Annotated in this window: 16 protein-coding genes; 3 read left to right on the top strand and 13 right to left on the bottom strand. The window is 44.6% G+C overall.

Annotated features, from left to right (window positions below; translation table 11 throughout):
- Positions 1–181: 181 nt before the first annotated feature.
- Positions 182–718 carry a hypothetical protein gene (locus BCU12_RS17280; RefSeq protein ID WP_102405495.1) on the top strand — a complete coding sequence of 179 codons (537 nt, stop codon included), beginning with the start codon at positions 182–184 and terminating at the stop codon, positions 716–718.
- A 143-nt stretch (positions 719–861) separates the two neighbouring features.
- On the opposite strand, the gene BCU12_RS17275 is transcribed toward BCU12_RS17280, so the two are convergent.
- From BCU12_RS17275 to BCU12_RS17240, 8 genes are all read right to left on the bottom strand, one after another.
- Positions 862–2,130: an O-acetylhomoserine aminocarboxypropyltransferase/cysteine synthase gene (locus BCU12_RS17275; RefSeq protein ID WP_102405494.1), complete on the bottom strand. Its 1,269-nt coding sequence runs from the start codon at positions 2,128–2,130 to the stop codon at positions 862–864.
- Positions 2,131–2,305: 175 nt separating this feature from the next.
- Positions 2,306–4,081 carry a GNAT family N-acyltransferase gene (locus tag BCU12_RS17270; protein ID WP_102405493.1) on the bottom strand — a complete coding sequence of 592 codons (1,776 nt, stop codon included), beginning with the start codon at positions 4,079–4,081 and terminating at the stop codon, positions 2,306–2,308.
- A gap of 115 nt (positions 4,082–4,196) precedes the next feature.
- Positions 4,197–4,634 (bottom strand): YHS domain-containing (seleno)protein, encoded by a 438-nt coding sequence (locus tag BCU12_RS17265; RefSeq protein ID WP_198599362.1) that lies wholly within the window; start codon positions 4,632–4,634, stop codon positions 4,197–4,199.
- A 92-nt stretch (positions 4,635–4,726) separates the two neighbouring features.
- Positions 4,727–5,491, bottom strand: coding sequence for an NRDE family protein (locus BCU12_RS17260; protein ID WP_102405492.1), 765 nt, complete (start codon positions 5,489–5,491; stop codon positions 4,727–4,729).
- 1 nt (position 5,492) lies between these two features.
- On the bottom strand, positions 5,493–6,125 hold the full coding sequence (locus tag BCU12_RS17255) for a hypothetical protein (RefSeq protein ID WP_241909864.1): 633 nt from the start codon (positions 6,123–6,125) through the stop codon (positions 5,493–5,495).
- Between the two features lie 174 nt (positions 6,126–6,299).
- Positions 6,300–7,433: a D-alanine--D-alanine ligase gene (locus tag BCU12_RS17250; protein WP_102405491.1), complete on the bottom strand. Its 1,134-nt coding sequence runs from the start codon at positions 7,431–7,433 to the stop codon at positions 6,300–6,302.
- Complete coding sequence (locus BCU12_RS17245) at positions 7,430–8,017, bottom strand: DedA family protein (protein ID WP_102405490.1); 588 nt, start codon at positions 8,015–8,017, stop codon at positions 7,430–7,432. The genes BCU12_RS17250 and BCU12_RS17245 overlap by 4 nt, the downstream gene beginning before the upstream one ends.
- A 370-nt stretch (positions 8,018–8,387) precedes the next feature.
- Positions 8,388–9,365 (bottom strand): ion channel, encoded by a 978-nt coding sequence (locus BCU12_RS17240; protein WP_102405489.1) that lies wholly within the window; start codon positions 9,363–9,365, stop codon positions 8,388–8,390.
- Between the two features lie 393 nt (positions 9,366–9,758).
- On the opposite strand from BCU12_RS17240, the gene BCU12_RS17235 reads away from it, so the two are divergent.
- On the top strand, positions 9,759–11,303 hold the full coding sequence (locus BCU12_RS17235) for an alanine/glycine:cation symporter family protein (RefSeq protein ID WP_102405488.1): 1,545 nt from the start codon (positions 9,759–9,761) through the stop codon (positions 11,301–11,303).
- Positions 11,304–11,382: 79 nt separating this feature from the next.
- Here the strand turns inward: BCU12_RS17235 and BCU12_RS17230 are convergent, their stop codons facing one another.
- From BCU12_RS17230 to guaB, 4 genes are all read right to left on the bottom strand, one after another.
- Positions 11,383–11,982, bottom strand: coding sequence for a GPR1/FUN34/YaaH family transporter (locus BCU12_RS17230; RefSeq protein WP_102405487.1), 600 nt, complete (start codon positions 11,980–11,982; stop codon positions 11,383–11,385).
- A gap of 232 nt (positions 11,983–12,214) precedes the next feature.
- Positions 12,215–13,873 carry a chitinase gene (locus tag BCU12_RS17225; RefSeq protein ID WP_102405486.1) on the bottom strand — a complete coding sequence of 553 codons (1,659 nt, stop codon included), beginning with the start codon at positions 13,871–13,873 and terminating at the stop codon, positions 12,215–12,217.
- A 290-nt stretch (positions 13,874–14,163) separates the two neighbouring features.
- The gene (gene guaA, locus BCU12_RS17220; RefSeq protein ID WP_102405485.1) at positions 14,164–15,717 is read right to left on the bottom strand and encodes a glutamine-hydrolyzing GMP synthase; all 1,554 of its coding nucleotides are present in this window, start codon (positions 15,715–15,717) and stop codon (positions 14,164–14,166) included.
- Positions 15,718–15,845: 128 nt separating this feature from the next.
- Positions 15,846–17,309, bottom strand: a complete 1,464-nt coding sequence (gene guaB, locus BCU12_RS17215) for an IMP dehydrogenase (protein ID WP_102405484.1) — start codon at positions 17,307–17,309, stop codon at positions 15,846–15,848.
- A gap of 234 nt (positions 17,310–17,543) precedes the next feature.
- On the opposite strand from guaB, the gene xseA reads away from it, so the two are divergent.
- A complete protein-coding gene (gene xseA / locus BCU12_RS17210; RefSeq protein ID WP_102405483.1) occupies positions 17,544–18,875 on the top strand; it encodes an exodeoxyribonuclease VII large subunit in 1,332 nt (443 codons plus the stop codon).
- 32 nt (positions 18,876–18,907) lie between these two features.
- On the opposite strand, the gene BCU12_RS17205 is transcribed toward xseA, so the two are convergent.
- Complete coding sequence (locus BCU12_RS17205; RefSeq protein WP_102405482.1) at positions 18,908–19,135, bottom strand: zinc ribbon domain-containing protein; 228 nt, start codon at positions 19,133–19,135, stop codon at positions 18,908–18,910.
- Positions 19,136–19,379: the final 244 nt, after the last annotated feature.

The raw sequence follows: 19,379 nt of genomic DNA, 5'->3' as shown, positions 1-19,379 counted from the left end.
TAAATAAATATTAAATAAGGTATTTTATTTTACTTACTACTACTTGGCCTATCATGATCTAATTGCTTTATTAGCTGTACAAACCCTCTATTTTTTTGTGGTATGCTAAAGCTACATTGAGTCAATTGGTGTTAGAAAGCAGACTGATTGATTTCTCTTCAACTACTGGATTGATCGTGTCATGGCTTATCCCTCTCCCTTATCTTCCACCTTATATGAATTCTCCCAGTTGAAAGGCGACGTTGACTCGTCATCTGAACGTTCTCAAAAGCAAAGAGATGTATTTGAAACATACAACGACTTGATCGCTATCATCCAAACGCAGCTAAAAGAGTTACTGCATTTAGCAGGACACATATTCATTGAGTACCAAATTGGCAAGACACAACTCAAAGCAGATGCAATCGTGCTATACCGAGGATTGGTTTTTGTGGTGGTATTCAGGTCAGGTGAAAGTGCCTACCGACAGGTCGATATTGAACTGGCTCAACAGTTGGCCTTTGCGTTAAAAGAACACCACCAACCTAGCCACGACAAATTCATCGTACCCGTCGTGCTATCAAAGCATTCAGCGCCACAAGGATCAGAGATCCATGTGAGCCCTAACGGGGTATTCAATACAATACTGGATAACGGCGACAATTTTGCCGCACTGCTCGAGCACTTTGCGAATCAGTTTAAGGCCGATGAAATAGATTCAGGCGAATGGGAGTCATGACCTCTATAAAGAGCGGCTAGCACCATAATCGATGAACACACAACAGTTCGTGTGTGTATAAAAGGGGGGAATAGGTGACGAAGAAAATTCGGAGCCCAATGAATACTTCATTCCTAGGCTCCGGTGGTACAGTCGATAGATATTTATTTGCTTAGCGCTTGTTCAAGGTCCGCGATAATGTCATCAATATGCTCAATACCGACCGACAAACGAATCATTTCGGGTGAAACGCCAGCGCGTTTTTGCTCTTGTTCATCGAGTTGGCGATGAGTGGTTGAGGCAGGATGGCAAGCCAAAGATTTAGCGTCACCAATGTTAACCAGGCGCTTAAATACTTCTAATGCATCATAAAAACGTACGCCTGCATCATAGCCATCTTTCAGCCCAAATGAGAGAATCGCTGACGGTTTCCCCTTCATGTATTTTTCAGCCAACGGGAAGTACTCGGACGTCGGCAAACCCGCGTAACTTACCCAACTCACCTTCTCGTGCTGACTAAGATACTCCGCAACTTTGAGCGCATTTTCGGTATGACGCTCCATGCGCAATGACAGTGTCTCTAAACCTTGCATCAGCATAAAGGCATTCATTGGTGACAGTGCAGCACCCGTGTTGCGAAGCGGTACTGTTCGCGCACGTCCAATAAACGCAGCTTCTCCAAACGCTTCGGTATACACGACACCATGATAAGAAGGCTCAGGTTGATTTAAAACAGGGAACCGGTCTTTATGCTCTGCCCAAGGGAATTTACCAGAATCAACAATCACACCACCCAATGTTGTACCGTGACCACCTACGTATTTGGTGAGAGAGTGAACAACAATGTCTGCGCCAAATTCAATCGGCTTGCAAAGAACAGGTGTTGCTACCGTATTATCGACTATCACAGGGACACCTTGCGCATGCGCAAGATCTGAAATTCTTTCTAAATCAACGATGTTGCCAGCAGGGTTACCAATACTCTCGCAGTACACCGCTTTTGTATTCTCATCGATTAATTCAGCTAAACTCTCTGGTTTATCATCTTTGGCAAACCGTACCTCAATACCTTGCTTTGGTAGCATGTGAGCAAACAGAGTGTAGGTACCACCGTATAACTGCGGAGCAGAAACAATATTATCGCCCGCTTCTGCTAGGGTTTGAATCGCGTATGCAATCGCAGCGCTGCCAGCACTTACAACTAACCCTGCCAACCCGCCTTCCAAAGCGGCCATACGCTTTTCTAGAACATCATTGGTTGGGTTCATAATGCGCGTATAGATGTTTCCGGGAACAGCAAGGTTGAATAGATCTGCTCCGTGCTGAGCATCATCAAATTCATACGCGACAGTTTGATAGATTGGCGTCGCCACCGACTTTGTGGTTGGATCCGTCTCATAGCCGAAGTGAATCGAAAGGGTTTCGTCTTTCATTGTCTCATCCTTGATCGTTGATGTTTTTCTAATCAATCCATCATGACATAGACATCGAGAAGTAAGGAAGACTGTATCTTCACAGATTAAGCATTTAAAAGACGGATTTCAGTCCAATAAAAAAGACTGGTACAAAACCAGCCTTTTATTTGTTCTTTATCGGCACCCAAAAAAACTAATGTTTAGTGAGGTTCTTGTCGCTTAAATACTCTTCCGCCTGAGGCTTGCCCATATACTTGCTTAACGTTTTGATAGGAACGGCTTTCATATCAACAACAATCAGGCCGTCGAGCGCATCTTGAAATGCAGGGTCAACGTTGAAGCAAACTAATTTCCCATTCATACCGAGATATTGACGAAGTAAAACAGGTAGCCCTTTTCCTTTCTCCATACGAGCGAGCACTTTAGACAACAAAGGCACACTCGCTAAAGATGACAGTAAATTCGCCTGCCAAAAAACATTGCCGCTACTACGTAAGGGAGTCGTGGCTTTCACCAATGTGGCTTTCTCTTGATCATAATGGTGAATCGATAACGTTGCCGCCATCAGCTGCCTTGCCACATGACTATAATCGTTACTAATGCTTACAGGGCCAAAGAGGTGAGTATAACGCGGATTTCGGTACACAAAGGTGGCTATGCCCTTCCACAGCAACAGTAAAGAACTCAGATTACGTTGATATTTTTTAGCCACAACTGATCGGCCCATCTCAATGCTGTTATCAAGCGAGTCGATAAAGCTCTCATCGTACTCAAATAAACTTCTTGAATAGAGACTCTGCAGCCCATGCTGTTCCACCAGTTCATCCACCAACCCCATTCGATAGGAGCCTACAATTTCCTTTTTCTCGTACTGCCACACGAATAGCTGATAATAATGAAGGTCAAACTCGTCAACATCACAAGCAAGACCACTGCCCTCTCCTACTTGCCGAAAACTCTCTTCACGAATTCGACCTATCTCTTGCATAACGTGAGTTAGCCTCTGAGTTTTTGCATAATAAACTCGGAAGTTACCTTGCTCTAACAGTAAGGCCGACTCTGGCAATGCTGAGATCTCGTTCGCTAAGGTTTCGGCCTCAATAGGCGCAATAATCGGGGTTTCAAATAAGGAGGGATCATCATGATCCAAACGCTCATTTAGGTCTGCTGGCGTCTGAGAACTCATGAGGTAAGTATTGAGCCTTAGATAGTTCACAATGTCTTTGTCTTGATCAAACCCTTTCAGTTCAGAAAAGGGAATGCTGCTACCAATCGAAATGGCAATGCTGGACGCTTCTTTATTGAGCAACTCTCGCCCAAGCATAGCAGTACGCAGCAATGGGTGAACCTTACCCGCTTGATAAAACAAAGGGCTGTTTTGACCATTGATAAAGATAGGTACCGTTACCGCTTCGCTGCGTTTAATAAACTTAGCAACAGACTGACTCCACTCAATATCGGAAAGTGTCGTTGACCCTTTCTGGTAGGTAGACACCTCTCCCGCTGGAAAAACAATAAGGAGGCCACCGCTAGCTAAGTGACGATGCGCCTCTCTCACTGCGTTGGCATTCGTTCGTCTAGAATCTTTGCCATTAAACACATCGATACCTATGAAAAGCTCATCAATTTCCGGCAACCGCTTAAGCATTTGGTTCGCCAGCACTTTCACATCTTGGCGAACGTTACCCACAAGATCAGCGAGAATCACACCTTCAATAGCCCCTAAAGGATGATTCGCCACAATGACCGTTGCTCCACTTTCAGGAATGTCATTGATGTTGCCATGCTGAACGTCATAACTCACATTCAATGCTGATAGAGTGTAATTCATGAACTCAAAGCTAGAGTTTGTAGACGGCCTCTGCTGATACAAAAAGTCGAGCTTGGATAGCCCCGTTGCCCACTCAACAACAGACTCGCCTAAGCCAAACGGCGTATTTCGAGGTAAACGAAATGGACTGTCAAACATAATGAATCATCCTATTTTCAGTAAGTGCAGTTTCTGCCATATGAGTTTGAAAACCATGAGTTAGAGGACCCGAAACCAACAACGCAATTTACTTTCCATTTACAGCAGATAGGTTTCAGTTAATCAGTGCTGGCCAATTTCTATCGGCTTGTACAATATGATTTGCTTGGTCGGCTTCCCACTGACTTTTGATGTCTTCGTTGTAATTCAAATAGAGCTTTCCATCGACAAGCGACCACTCCTGGGGATCGCCTGGGGCAAAGTCATTTTTGGCCGACACAGCCCAAGCACAATACCCACCATATTGAGGGGCGTACTTTTCAGGTTCGGCTATAAACGCCTGTAGGTTTTCATTGGATGAAAAATACCAATCTGCACCTTTGTATTCAGTTTGAAAATCAGAGTTGCCTTTCACTGGCTTATTTTCAGTAAAGTAAGCCACAGTGTCATAGCCATCGAGCGCTTTGTTGCTGAAAATTCCGGTATAAATTTCATCATCGGCATAACTCAATGAGCTGATCAATAGTAGGAAACTGCCTACCAAGACCTTGATAAACGATGTGATCGCCACTCTTTGAGCACCCTGATTTCGTTTGATTTTCAATATTGATGTATTCACTCTAGTTCTCCTCTATTGCAAGCCTGTTACGAAACCAGTGAGGTTTTATGACAGAGTTGATATTGATGCTGCTCAATGGCTTGAGATGTAAGATTCAGACAAGGCGCCCCTGGTACGTAGGCCATTGACTGTTTTGTCGCTGAAACGTTTAAGTAAGTCGTACTCACGGTGTGCGCATCTTCACGATGCATACACGTGGATAAATGCATGTGATGTGGGTGGTGATGTGCATGAAACGCCAACAGTGATTCAAAGCTTTTTCCTGCTTCAGTCAAAGTATTAAACTGTTTTAGCCGGTAAGCTTTCACGGCATCAATCTCAACACTGGACGAAAAGAGCGGGCATTCTGTTGGGTATACATTGCTTGCAGATCCATCCCACTCAAAGGCCATGACGCTCGGTTTAAGCAAATTCGTGGCGGGAGAAAACACAAGCAATGTAAAGGGCGCAAATTGATTCAAATTCAGCTGATAAAACGCCTTCTCAACCTGATTAACATTGTGAAAGCCAGACAACTGCTTGAGAAGCAATCCGCGGCTAATGAATTCACCGGCGTTCTCGACGCTATTTGAGTTCGAACCCTGATAGTTATTCAGCAAGCACAATGACAAACCAAACTCATTCAGACTTATCCAGCTTCCTTTGCCCAACGGATCGATCGGCATCAATACCTCAATGCCATTCACGGTTAGCTGCCTGGGCGGTAAGGCAATGGCTCGAGTCTTCTGCTCATCGCGATTGAAAAATACCTGATAGCCAGATTCATTAATTATCCAAGACACTGAACACATACTATTGGCCTCGAATGAAGGTAGCGGTAGCAGGTGCCAAACCAAAATCGTCACTGGTTTTAACATCCAATAAACTCATCACCACCTTCGCCATTGCGTAATGGTGGTTCGCATGCAACGCGCTAAAAGTGATTTCACGACCGAGCGTCGACGGCAAAGCACACACCTCACTTTGCTGCAGCGAAACTTCCGTCAGGATCATCACTGACTTTGTCAAAGACTCTTCACTGAGCCTGGATAATTGATCGATGAAGTGACTGATCTCAGCGATGGCTGTCTGCCTATGATGCTCAACGTCATGCCCCCGACGGCGTTGGTTATAGTCAATTTCATAGTGAGCATCAGTACCGTTAGCAAAAGGAGTCTGATGAGATGACTCACTTGAAGATTCAGGCTGAAACAGGGCATGAAAGAGATCGAGCCAATGACGAAAATGCTGACCAATTGTGCTCGTCAGATGCGGAGTTGCATCATAGCAATACTGTTCGTCTGTAATTTCACAAAGAAAGTGACGACCTTGTTCAAGCGTTTCAATCGCACCAGAAACCACGGGGCTAAGAGCACTCTTGACCGACTCTAATTGAGCCGTAGGTACTTCGTCTTGGATAGATTCTCGAATAGAATGTGCAAACATAGTTGTCCCTAATAATTCCAATACTAAAACTGGCCAATACTTCCGTTCACGTTAGCTTGCTTGCTTGCTTAGGCACAAACTAATGACTCAATGGCTCAACACTTCAAACAAATTCACTCAATACACACGGCTAACCGTTTCTTATTAGTCCGTTTCTTATTAGTCCGTTTCTTGTTAATCCGTAGCAGGATATTGCTCGGTTAACCGTTTTTCTTCGCGCCAAGCACTGAGAAGAGACGCGATCGATGGAGTGACATGACCTAGCTTTTTCTGTTGTGCACCTATGTCAAAAAGGATGCGATACTGCTGTAGCAAGGTTGAAAAAATCTCTTTTAAAGGCGTATTGCTATCCCAAATATGCGCGGCTTCACTGCTTGCCCCATTGATCTCCAAAATGGTGAACTTTTCACCCGCCATAAATTGCTCCATCTCGTTGAATTTGATGTCGAGTCGACCGTAATGAAAACCCTCCAGATCATCGAAGATTTCATCGAGCTTTTCCGTCAGTTGGGCACTGATGTATTGATTGCCATTGCGGAAGATCGAGCCACGGCTATGACTCCCAGCAAAAGCGAGTTGAAACTCTTCACCTGACTTAGGAATCCAGTCCAATTTATCTTGATGTCTCGGCAGATAAAGATGGGAAAGCTGACCAGCTCTCGGGCAATGTTCAATCAACTCTTGAAGTGGACGCATGCCATCCCCCACCACTGAGGGCGCATATTTCAACGTGATGGATATGATCTGTCCTTTCTCTTGACCTGGATAACGTATATAAAAAACACCGGCTTCGGCTTGATAAGGTGCTTTCTCTTGAAGCAAAAAACGGGCATTTTTTGGAAAAGACGCAATGTAATCCTTCAGTTGTTCTGGATTATGTAAAAGCTTGACTCCCGCGCCACGACAACCTAGATCCGGCTTGGCCACAATGGGAAAGGCCAGGTGGTTTTTGTTCATCTCACCAATGGCTTCATCAAGTAAATTCAGTGTTTGTTTGTCGGTTTTCGTGAGAGTAATGAAAGGCGAAATCCACTGACTGGCTTTCTTCCCAGCAAGCGACAGAATGTCACTTTTCGATTCCCCAACCATACCGCTCAGCTTAATACCTGGATTTGCAATCAGAGGTAAACGAATATCCCAATGCTTCGCGCCTAAGAAAAGACTCTGTAGCAAAACGGGCGTATAGAAGATCCAACTAGGCAAAAACTCATACGGCGAGACAGCGCGCTGAATATCAACTTCTAACGGAGGCATACCCGCGTTCACTCTATTTTTTTCGATGGTCTGGACACCGAGAACTGACGTCATAAAAAGCCTCTAGATAATGATTTAGTGAGTAAGCGATTCGCCAAGATAAGGACGATAAGTGCGACTGGAATCGTTAGCCATTGGTAGTGGCTCTGTTGCAACCAATCAGCGCTTCCCAGAGAATAAATGGCGCCAAAAACAAGAGCCGTCCAAATCGCTGTTGCCACAATGACAGCGAGCAAAAAACGGGGCAAAGGAATAGAAAAGTAACCACTCAGCGTAAAACCTACCGTTCTCATTCCTGGAATAAAGCGAATGACGAAAAGGTTTAAAAAGGTACGCTGATGTAGCCTTCGTCTAACCATTCTGAAATGGCGATTGGTTAATAAACGAAAACGTAAACCTCTAAAATAACGACTTCCCTTACCAAGGTAATAAAGCCCAACATCCCCTGATGCAATACCAACAAAAATGGCCAGCAACGCTATAGAAGGTGATAGTAATTGCTGCATCGATATACTCGCAGCGGCAATAATCGCAAGGTCTTCAAGGAGGTAAGAAAGCAAAACAATAGAGGTAAACAACCACAAGGTTGAAGTTGAGCCGTCCATTAATTCAGCTTGTAAGTCCATCATTAGTGACACACATTTCTCCATTATCCGTTCGACCAATCAACATCAACAAAACCAGCATCGCCACGTTTCTTTTGTTGCTGTCCTCTATCAGACCGAATGACAAATAAAAAAATTACATAGAATCAAAGAAATCATCCGACCTACTAATAAATCTAGTCATAGATAGGAAAAGGAGCTAGTTAATGACCAAAGGAAGAGGGATTTCATTCCAGCCATCGTCGGAAAGGCAATGGCGTGATTAAAATGAATAAAGGAACAAAGGTCGGGAGGGAGGAAAAAATGAAAGCAAGCAGAACTCACACTTGCTTTCATAAGGTGTGATGAATTAGACGCCCATGAACAGCCTGCTTTAGGAGCAATGCCACATCAGGAGTGCCCATCACCTGGTCATTTTTTTTACGAAGACAACCACAAATAATGCCATAGTGAAGCTGCCCAGAAATGCCTCGAAAGCGGCAATAAACCTCGCGACGCCAACGGGAGAAATATCTCCATACCCAAGAGTCGTAAAGGTGACCACACTGAAATATAGAGCATTAAAAAACTCAAACACATAGAACTGCCAACCTTCAACATCGGCATAAATAGGGTTATCCGCCGTGGTATCTAACAAAAAATAGGCCATGGCACAGGTCAATATTAATCCTAAGGAAAACGCGACAACCCGTATGGGAGACTCGCCATATCCACAAAACACATCGACAGTTTTAGATATAAAACGATTAAAACTCATCAAAGGCATTTGATAGCGCCGATACTGCATTTCCTTTTTAAAGAAAGTGCCAGCTGTTTCGAACAAGCCTTGCTTTTCACATTGCTTTCGAATGTTACGACATACTTCTTCAGCTTCTTGGCAAAGTGAAATAACTTGCCGTCGATCGCCTTTTTTCATTGCAGCGCGAGTGTCTATCTCTTGCTTTAAGGAGCTTCCCCACTCTATATTTTCCAACCGAGCACGACTTAAATCCGCCCCTAACAAGTTACAATTGCTGAGTTGCGCACAATGTAAATTGGCGCAATTAAGCTTGGCCTTCATTAAAGAAGAGCCACGTAAATCTAAGCCAAAAAAGTGAGCGTCGGACAGATCAGCACGATAGAAATCAGCGTTTCGGCATTTGTAGCCTTCTTTGCTTCCTCGGTTTACCAGGTTTATGTCTACCAAATTCGTTTTAGCCAACTGAAATCCATCTAAAGGTTTCCCTTCAGCGGCCCAGTTTTCAACCTCTTCACGTACGTTATCGTTGCTTTTATCGACGCTTGGATCGTGCCAGTAGCATAGCCCTGACTCTCCACAAGGTTGGTCGCAATGCCAGTTATCGGGGCTTTGATAGCGGCATTTGCTGTGTTCAAAATTCATATAAGTACCCCTCAGCATTAATTGTAGGAGGTCGAATCTAAGTTGCATGGAATTTTTAACACGCATCCTAAGTCACTGCTGTAAATGACCGTTAATAAGAGAAAAAGCCCCATTATCACTCACTAAGTAACATCAAATTCACAGAACTTATTACTAAACATAAATCAAATCATTTCCGTTATTAAATCCCTCAACAAAGATAATAAACAATTAATTAACATTAATTTCACACTTCAGATAATCAATTACTCCAAAAATATCAACAATAATGGATTTGTGTGCCAAGTCACACACAGAAACCAAAACAGACAAAAGCATTAACAATTTCGCTACAAAAGCGGTAATGTATCGGCTGAAAAAATAGTCACCATTACATAAACAGGGAATATACTCATGCAGTCGTTTGTTGATTTTTTAAATGGAATTATCTGGAGTCCGGTACTGATCTACTTGTGCCTGGGCGCTGGATTGTTTTATTCCGTTCTAACTAGATTTGTACAGATTCGTCACTTTTTTGAAATGTGGCGCCTACTTCTATCTGGTAAAAGCTCTAAGAAAGGTATCTCATCCTTCCAAGCACTTGCCGTTTCATTATCGGGCCGTGTTGGTACAGGTAACATAGCTGGTGTGGCAGCCGCGATTGGTTTTGGTGGCCCAGGTGCCGTGTTCTGGATGTGGGTTGTCGCCTTCTTCGGCGCAGCGACTGCTTACACTGAATCGACTCTCGCTCAAATCTATAAAGAAGAAGATGAAGGCCAGTTCCGTGGTGGTCCAGCCTACTACATCGAAAAAGCAATGGGTCAGAAATGGTACGCATGGATCTTTGCGATCATGACTATCTTTGCATGTGGTGTTCTACTTCCTGGTGTTCAATCAAACAGTATTGGTAATGCAGTAGAAGCCGCATTCGGTTCTGGTGACATGATTGAAACAGCTATCGGCACGTTCAGTTTTGCTAAAATCTTTACCGGTACCGTTGTTTGCATCATTCTAGCGTTCATTATTTTTGGTGGCGTTAAGCGTATTGCTAACTTTACTCAAGTGGTTGTTCCTTTCATGGCACTTGCGTACATCATTACGGCTTTCGTTATTATTCTTCTGAACATTGGTGAAGTGCCACGCATTTTCGCAATGATCATTGGTGACGCATTCACTCCAATGGCTGGCTTTGGTGCTGCTATCGGCTGGGGTGTTAAACGTGGCGTTTACTCTAATGAAGCAGGTCAAGGTACAGGTCCTCACGCAGCGGCAGCAGCAAGTGTTGATCACCCAGCTCAACAAGGCCTAGTTCAATCGTTCTCTATCTACATCGATACATTACTTGTTTGTTCTGCTACCGCGTTTATGATTCTAATCACTGGCGCGTACAATGTTCACGGCGGTCCTGACGCGTTTATCGTGCAAAACTTAGCAGAAAACATCAGTGCAAACGGCCCAGTGTTCACACAAATGGCCATTGAAAGTGCACTACCTGGCGTAGGCAAACCATTCATTGCTGTTGCTCTGTTCTTCTTTGCATTTACAACAATCCTTGCTTACTACTACATCGCAGAAACGAACATTGCGTACATCCGCAGGACGTTCAAAGTGAATGGCCTGATGTTTGTCCTGAAGCTTGTGATCATTGCTGCTGTGTTCTACGGAACCGTAAAAACAGCGAACCTAGCATGGGCGATGGGTGATGTGGGCGTAGGTATGATGGCTTGGCTGAACATTGTCGGTATCATCATTATCTTCTTTATGTCAAAACCAGCGCTTAAAGCATTGGCTGATTACGAAGAGCAACAAAAGCGCGGCGTCACTGAGTACACATTCAACCCTGTAAAACTTGGCATCAAAGGTGCTGATTACTGGGAAGAAAAGTACAAGCGTAAAACGGGGAAGTCTGCCCATGAAGCAGTGGAAGAGACGAAACCCGTAGAACAGCCTTCTACATAGGCAGTTAGACATTTTTAGAATTGAAAAGGGTTAGCTTAAGGCTAACCCTTTTTTATGCTTACCGTTATTGCTAACTCAGTTAAGCTGCGATTTCTTGTGTGGTAAGCGTTGGCTGAGACACTTTCTTTTCACCAATCGGCAATACAGTGCGACCGTATTCATTATTGATCACCTGCGCCATGGCAAAATAAATGGCACTTGCACCACAGAAAATACCTTCAAACCCGGCGATAGTGCCAATCAACTCGCTGCCGGTAAAATCTCGCGCAGCAAGAAGCGCAAATAATAGAGTAAGAGAACCAAACACAACCTGTTTCGCCACTGGGTAACACAGTGATCCCACAAACATGAAGCCTGTGAAAATACCCCATAACGCTAAGTACCAACCCATAAAATGCTCAGGGCTAGCGGGTAATCCCATGTAAGGCATGACGATTAAGCCAACCAAGCTTAACCAAAACAAACCGTAAGAGGTGAATGCCGTCGTCCCAAATGTATCCCCTCGCTGGAAGCACATAATTCCCACGATAACTTGACTAAGGCCGCCATAAAAAATCCCCATCGCCAAGATCATAGAATCGATAGGAAAATAGCCCGCATTATGGATATTCAACAGGATGGTCGTCATACCAAACCCCATTAACCCAAGCGGAGCCGGATTGGCTAACTTTGTTGACATTTTACTCACCCTTAAAAAATATTTATAAAAATTAAACAGGGATTTTAATTCAACAAATTTGAGAATGAGACATTGATTGATGGAAACTAAGGTTGCACTGTCTAGCGTGACAAAGCGGAGAAAACTGAGAAAGCAGAGAAAGCCAGTTATTGATCCGCTTCCTGAAAAAAAGAAAGGCCTACTGTAAGTAGACCTCTCTTGATAGGTTTTGTGTATTTCTAACTGCTAGTGCTTACTGACAGGACACTTCATCCCAGAACCAGTTACTTTGAGTCGGGCTTTCCCAAACACCAGGTGCATTTTTCGCAATAAAACACTTCCCTAGGTAACTAACCTTATCACCCTCTCCCACTTGAGATACACCTGGTTGCCAAGGTGTAAACGCACCTAAATCAGGTTCCGTTACTGGCGGTTCAGTAACAGATGGAACAGTCGGCGGTATCACAGGCTCTCCAGAGAGCACTTCCCATGGCCCTCCTACTAGGGGATCATCGCCTTGCGTCCACCACTTCGCTTGATAGGTAACCCCATTCAAACTGGCTTTATCACCCGCTAGATACACCTTGTTGGCATCCCATGCTGCAACACCACCAACAGGGGGATCAGTCGGGTCTACCGGATCAAGTTTGTCGACAACGCGAACCTCTGGCCAACTTGCGTGTGAACCGTAAAAATTCGTGACACACTTTTCATAGTCGCCCGGAACCAGTGCAGAATATGCGGTTTGAAACCCGACAAGTTCACACTCAAATGAGTACCCTTCCGGACGGTCAGCGTAGTACTTCCAGTTACCATCCCAGTTGGTGTACAACACATCAGTCGCACCGTTCAGGTTCAAGCTTCCGTAAGGCGTTTGCTGCCAACAAGTATTCGCTTCGTCCGCTTCAATTGGTATTTGATAATGCGCTGACAACCCTTCCCAGTAACGAATACGGTTAACCGGCTGTCCTTTATCTTTATTCTGTTCACCACACTCAATTCCGCCATTAATGACGTTAATAGTGGTACCAAACCCATAGCCAATACCCGCATCAGTTTCTCGCACCGAAGGCGACCAAGTGCGGTCAATCACATGAAGCATTGCAGGCTTAGGCGCTTGAGGCGTTAGGAAAAACCATATAGCCGATGCTAGATTTAACCAGGAATCAGCAACAAGGCCCGGATTATTAAGCAACACAGACGCATCGCCATCAAACATCACTTCTGAAAAGGCACCATAGTTGAAGTGGTAAGAAAGCTGCTTGGCGCCACGACCGAAGTAGCCCTGCCCCGCTGCACAAGGCCAACGGGCGTTTTGCCAATCGTTTGAACCACACCCTGTCGTATAGCCCTCTTGTCCTTCTGACCAACCCATTTCACGTACATGGACTAACGCCTGTTGCCACTCTTCAAGCGCCAGAGGATTGTCAGAAATATTGTCTTTTGCTATATGCCCGCCCGTTTCCTGCGAGAAATGCGCAAACGCCGTCACGACTGACTTCTTACAAATCGCATCGGCGTCTCGGCCGTCAGTGTAGTCGCCACAAAATGCCGGAAACTTCCCTATTGCGCGAAGAAAACGAGTGTATGTGTATTCAGGGGCTGCCATATGAGTTAAAAAATCCCATTCAGCTTGTGGAAACACGCGCTCAACACGTTTTACATTTGAAGGGTTAGAAGCAAGGTTTGGTTCAATGGCTTCAACAACGGTGTTATCTATAGTTTGTAGTGCCTGAGACCAAATAGCATACATAGGGTCACTGGCCTTTTCTGCGGCATTCGCTTCAAGGTCCGCTCGAGAAACCACGTATCCTGTCGGGTTCTGCGGATCGGGTTGAATGGTTAGCGCTGCCATGCTGTTCGCTGCAAGAGTACAGCCAACTAACAGAGCAAGTTGGTTCACTTTCTTCATAAGAAATGTCCTTATCACTTTGAGATTTAACCAAGGGTAGAGTCTTACTCGAGATAGGATTAGTGGTTTTTTGTCAGATAACAGAGACTTGCGAGTGACTTAAAGGCGGCAATAGCCAAATGACATTCTGTATGCATGAAGAATACACTCTGTGCTACAAAAAACACGTAGTTAGTGAACAAGGGCCAGTTGCATATATTGACGAACAAAAACAGAAGCACTCAAACATGAAAAAAGCCTCGCAACTAAGTTACGAGGCTTTCAAATTATTGAGTCAGTCTAATGAAAGACTATTCCCACTCGATAGTTGCAGGTGGCTTGCCTGAAATATCATAAACAACGCGAGAAATACCCTCGACTTCATTAATGATACGGTTAGAAACCTTACCTAAGAAGTCGTATGGAAGGTGTGCCCAATGCGCTGTCATAAAGTCGATAGTCTCGACCGCACGCAGTGACACGACCCAATCGTACTTACGACCATCACCCATAACACCAACAGAGCGCACAGGTAGGAAAACAGTGAACGCCTGAGATACTTTGTGGTAAAGGTCAGCAGCGTGTAGCTCTTCAATGAAGATAGCATCTGCACGACGCAGTAAGTCACAGTACTCTTTCTTGATCTCTCCAAGAACACGAACACCTAGACCAGGACCCGGGAATGGGTGGCGGTAAAGCATGTTGTATGGAAGACCAAGCTCTAGACCAATCTTACGAACTTCATCTTTAAACAATTCACGTAGAGGCTCAACAAGGCCCATTTCCATATCATCAGGAAGGCCACCAACGTTATGGTGAGATTTGATGACGTGCGCTTTGCCCGTTTTCGATGCCGCTGATTCGATAACGTCAGGGTAAATAGTTCCCTGAGCTAACCACTTCGCATTAGACAGCTTCTTAGACTCTTCATCAAAGATATCGACAAAAACATGGCCAATAATCTTACGCTTAGCTTCTGGATCCGACTCTCCCTCTAGAGCTTTAAGGAAACGTTGCTCTGCTTCAACGTGAATGATCTTAAGACCAAACTTATTGCCAAACATTTCCATAACTTGCTCTGCTTCGTTCAGACGAAGAAGACCATTATCAACAAACACACACGTTAGCTTATCGCCAATCGCTCGGTGAGCAAGCATCGCAACAACAGATGAATCAACACCACCAGATAGGCCAAGAATCACTTCATCATCACCGACTTGCTCTTTGATTCGAGCAACAGCGTCTTCAATAATCGATTCTGAAGTCCAAAGGCGCTCACAACCACATACGTTCAGTACGAAGTTTTCAAGCATCTTAAGGCCGTTCTTGGTGTGCGTGACTTCTGGGTGGAATTGAACGCCGTAGTATTTTTTCTCTTCGTTTGCCATCGCAGCAAATGGGCAAGTCTCAGTCTCAGCAATCTTCGTGAAATCAGCTGGAATTTCGACCACTTTGTCACCGTGGCTCATCCACACATCTTGAGTCGCTTCAAGATCTTGGAATAGCGCAGATTCACCAGTTACCTGAACAGCTGCGTAACCAAATTCACGCTCATTAGAGCCTGCAACTTTACCGCCCAGCTGCTCAGCCATGGTTTGCATGCCGTAACATACACCAAATACTGGCACACCAGAGTCGAATACATACTGTGTAGCGCGTGGAGAGTTACCTTCTGTAACACTCTCAGGGCCACCAGATAGAATAATACCGTCTGGATTAAATTCACGAATGTCAGCTTCTTCTACATCCCAGCTCCAAAGCTCACAGTAAACACCGATCTCACGGATACGACGAGCAACAAGCTGCGTGTATTGAGAACCGAAATCCAGAATTAGAATACGTTGGTCATGAATATTTTTAGTCATTTGAGGTAGTCTTATTAGCTAAATAATGAAACGGAGGCGAGTTTAACCGCCTCTCATTAAGTCTTCAAGTGATAAAGCAATCGTTTTCGTAGAGTCACTTTTTACAAAATCAGCTCTACGAATATGCATTAACCTAGACGATAGTTAGGAGCTTCTTTCGTGATCTGAACATCATGTACGTGAGACTCTTTCATCCCTGCACCTGAAATAATCACAAACTCAGCTTTATTACGCATAACTTCAATCGTTGGTGAGCCAGTAAGACCCATGCTTGAGCGAAGCCCACCCATTTGTTGGTGAACGATCTCTTTTAGACGACCTTTATATGCGATACGACCTTCGATGCCTTCTGGTACCAACTTATCTGCTGCATTATCTGATTGGAAGTAACGGTCAGAAGAGCCCTGAGACATGGCGCCAAGAGAACCCATACCTCGGTAAGACTTGTAAGAACGACCGTTATAAAGAATGACTTCGCCTGGTGCTTCTTCAGTACCAGCAAACATTGAACCAACCATCACACATGATGCGCCAGCCACAATGGCTTTGCAGATATCACCTGAGAAACGGATACCGCCATCAGCGATCACTGGAATGCCGTATTCTGCTGCGGCTTCTGCTGCATCTGAGATAGCGGTAATTTGTGGAACACCGACACCTGTTACGATACGTGTCGTACAGATAGAGCCAGGGCCGATACCGACTTTAACCGCACTAACACCTGCTTCAATCAGTGCTTTAGCACCAGCGCCCGTTGCAACGTTGCCGCCAATGATGTCAAGATCTGGGAATGCTGCACGTGTTTCACGAATGCGATTTAGTACGCCTTCTGAGTGACCGTGTGAAGAGTCGATAAGAAGAACATCAACGCCCGCTTCAACTAAAGCAGCAACGCGCTCTTCATTACCAGCACCAGCACCCACTGCCGCACCAACACGTAGACGACCTTTGTCATCTTTACATGCGTTTGGTTTGCGTTCAGCTTTATGGAAGTCTTTTGCTGTGATCATACCTGTCAATTGGAACTCATCGTTCACAACCAGTACTTTTTCAACACGTGCTTCGTGCATTTTTTCTTGCACTTCTTCAGGTGTTGCCCCTTCTTTAACAGAAGCGAGGCGCTCTTTTGGCGTCATGACGACTTCAACTTTCTTAGAAAGGTCAGTTACAAAACGAATATCACGGCCGGTAATGATACCCACCAATTCGTTGTTTTCAGTCACAACAGGGAAACCTGCAAAACCGTGCTTTTCAGTTAGAGCAACAACATCTTCAATCGTTGCGTCAGGACGAACAGTCACAGGAGCAGATACAACACCCGCTTCAAAAATCTTCACCAAGCGAACTTGTTCAGCTTGCTGCTCAATAGACATATTCTTATGAATAAAGCCAATACCACCTTCTTGCGCAAGGGCAATAGCAAGGCGAGCTTCAGTCACAGTATCCATCGATGCCGAGATCATTGGGATGTTTAGGGAAATATTCTTCGTCAGCTGAGTGCGAAGATCAGCTGTGTTTGGGAGAACGGTGGAGTGTGCTGGCACTAGCAGTACGTCGTCGAATGTCAGCGCTTCTTTGGCAATTCTTAGCATTTGCAATATCTCACAATAATAGGAGTAAAAAGAAACAATCCAATCTCATCGTTTCGCCTAATGAGGACAGCCAATTTAGGTAAATCAAACTGCATTTGGATTAGATATTGCGGACGGATTATACGGCTAACGAAATCGCTTGGCTACACATTTTTGTATATTTAATTTGCATTTACCCCCTTGCTATGTATTATATTGCCGCTATCTTCCATCCTCACGTCTATGAGTTTAGCTGTGTCTTCTCTGACCAATCAGAATATCTTCACTGTCTCGCGTCTTAATTCTGAAGTTCGATTACTGCTTGAAAACCAAATGGGTATTCTCTGGCTAGTCGGAGAAATCTCCAACTTTTCGTCACCGGTTTCGGGTCATTGGTATCTCACGCTAAAAGACTCTCGCGCCCAAGTAAAATGCGCGATGTTCAAAGGCAACAATCGTCGAGTAACATTCAAGCCTAAGAACGGTCAGCAAGTTTTAGTTAAAGCCCGCTTGTCACTGTATGAGCCACGTGGCGATTACCAGTTAATCATTGATAGTATGCAGCCAGAAGGGGATGGACAACTTCAGCAGCAGTTCGATGAACTAAAAATGAAGCTTGCCGCCGAAGGTCTATTTGCTCAAACCAACAAATCGTCTCTGCCAGAACATCCAAAATGCGTGGGGGTCATCACCTCTCAAACCGGTGCCGCACTGTTCGATATTCTCGATGTATTAAAAAGGCGAGAACCTAGTTTGCCTGTCGTTGTGTACCCAACAGTCGTTCAAGGAAATGATGCCGCCATTCAAATAGCGCAAGCCATTGGCCGTGCAAACACCCGCCAAGAGTGTGATGTGTTGATTGTTGGTCGAGGGGGCGGTTCGCTGGAAGATCTTTGGTGCTTCAACAACGAGATTGTCGCTCGTACTATTGCAGCGAGTCAGATCCCAATCATTAGTGCCGTAGGACATGAAATTGATGTCACCATTGCGGACTTTGTTGCCGACATGCGTGCACCCACCCCATCGGCTGCGGCTGAGCTAGTGAGCCGAGATAACAGTCATAAGGCCCAAGCGGTCGTGGCGAAAAAGAGAAACCTTCTTAACGCGATGCGTCATTATTTGTCGGCCCAGCAAAAGAATGTCTCTCAACTCAACCATCGCTTAGATAGACAACACCCGAATGTTCAATTACAGCATCAAAGCCAACAGATCGATCAATTAGAAGTGCGTTTGCACCACGCGGTTAAGCAGATACTCAATCGTAGAACTACAGATTTGAATCGTCTGGAACACAAACTTCAACTGCGCTCACCAAAGGTTCAGCTCAATCAGCAAGCGGCAAAACTCGAGCAGTCAGAAAGAAGACTGACCGATGCAATACGTAGACTATTGCTCAATCAACGTCATCAATTTAGTCTCGTAGCAGAAAAGCTAGAGACGGTGAGCCCACTCGCCACGCTGTCTCGTGGCTATTCAATTACACAGGATGCAGATGGCACTATTGTGTCGACTAGTGACCAAGTAAAAAGTGGTGATCAGCTGATCACCCGATTTGCTGATGGCGAAGTACGCTCTACGGTTAATTAACCCTTTCTAATGACTGCGCTTCAATACTTACGTTAGGTATTTTGAAGTTCAAAAACAATTTTCACTCGTGATTTTGATTTCAATTCATTGCATGTGTTACAGAAGTAGCTAGCGGAACCACAAGCTTGAAGTTTCTCTAGTAAAGCATCGCAATCAGGACAATAAGCCTGCTTTATATAATTAACTTCACACGAAGAGCAGTGATAACTACCATTCCACTCCAACGGTTGTTCACATTTTGGGCAATCATTACTATCCATTTAAACTTTACTCACTCTTAATAAACACACTTCACGTTAGGGCATAAAAAGCCGTTCAAGTCACTTACCTATGCTGGCAAGATTAGATCATCTTGTCGATAAAGATCTTGATCCTTTACAAAAAAGATCCTTTAATGATCGAGTGCTTTATCCAACTTGATCAGCGATCTCCCCGTAAAAGAATATTTATATCACCACACACCGAAAGCATAAGTTACATGTGCTGTATTTGAATTTACAGAAG

It is taken from the genome of Vibrio sp. 10N.261.55.A7 (genome assembly GCF_002877365.1).
Classification (GTDB): domain Bacteria; phylum Pseudomonadota; class Gammaproteobacteria; order Enterobacterales; family Vibrionaceae; genus Vibrio.
This window is presented reverse-complemented; position numbering and strand designations above follow the sequence as displayed.

Bases quoted from the DNA above. Each gene is read 5' to 3' on its own strand.
- BCU12_RS17280 (WP_102405495.1), top strand. From the start codon at position 182: ATGGCTTATCCCTCTCCCTTATCTTCCACCTTATATGAATTCTCCCAG.
- BCU12_RS17275 (WP_102405494.1), bottom strand. From the start codon at position 2,130: ATGAAAGACGAAACCCTTTCGATTCACTTCGGCTATGAGACGGATCCA.
- BCU12_RS17270 (WP_102405493.1), bottom strand. From the start codon at position 4,081: ATGTTTGACAGTCCATTTCGTTTACCTCGAAATACGCCGTTTGGCTTA.
- BCU12_RS17260 (WP_102405492.1), bottom strand. From the start codon at position 5,491: ATGTGTTCAGTGTCTTGGATAATTAATGAATCTGGCTATCAGGTATTT.
- BCU12_RS17255 (WP_241909864.1), bottom strand. From the start codon at position 6,125: ATGTTTGCACATTCTATTCGAGAATCTATCCAAGACGAAGTACCTACG.
- BCU12_RS17250 (WP_102405491.1), bottom strand. From the start codon at position 7,433: ATGACGTCAGTTCTCGGTGTCCAGACCATCGAAAAAAATAGAGTGAAC.
- BCU12_RS17240 (WP_102405489.1), bottom strand. From the start codon at position 9,365: ATGAATTTTGAACACAGCAAATGCCGCTATCAAAGCCCCGATAACTGG.
- BCU12_RS17235 (WP_102405488.1), top strand. From the start codon at position 9,759: ATGCAGTCGTTTGTTGATTTTTTAAATGGAATTATCTGGAGTCCGGTA.
- BCU12_RS17230 (WP_102405487.1), bottom strand. From the start codon at position 11,982: ATGTCAACAAAGTTAGCCAATCCGGCTCCGCTTGGGTTAATGGGGTTT.
- BCU12_RS17225 (WP_102405486.1), bottom strand. From the start codon at position 13,873: ATGAAGAAAGTGAACCAACTTGCTCTGTTAGTTGGCTGTACTCTTGCA.
- guaA (WP_102405485.1), bottom strand. From the start codon at position 15,717: ATGACTAAAAATATTCATGACCAACGTATTCTAATTCTGGATTTCGGT.
- guaB (WP_102405484.1), bottom strand. From the start codon at position 17,309: ATGCTAAGAATTGCCAAAGAAGCGCTGACATTCGACGACGTACTGCTA.
- BCU12_RS17205 (WP_102405482.1), bottom strand. From the start codon at position 19,135: ATGGATAGTAATGATTGCCCAAAATGTGAACAACCGTTGGAGTGGAAT.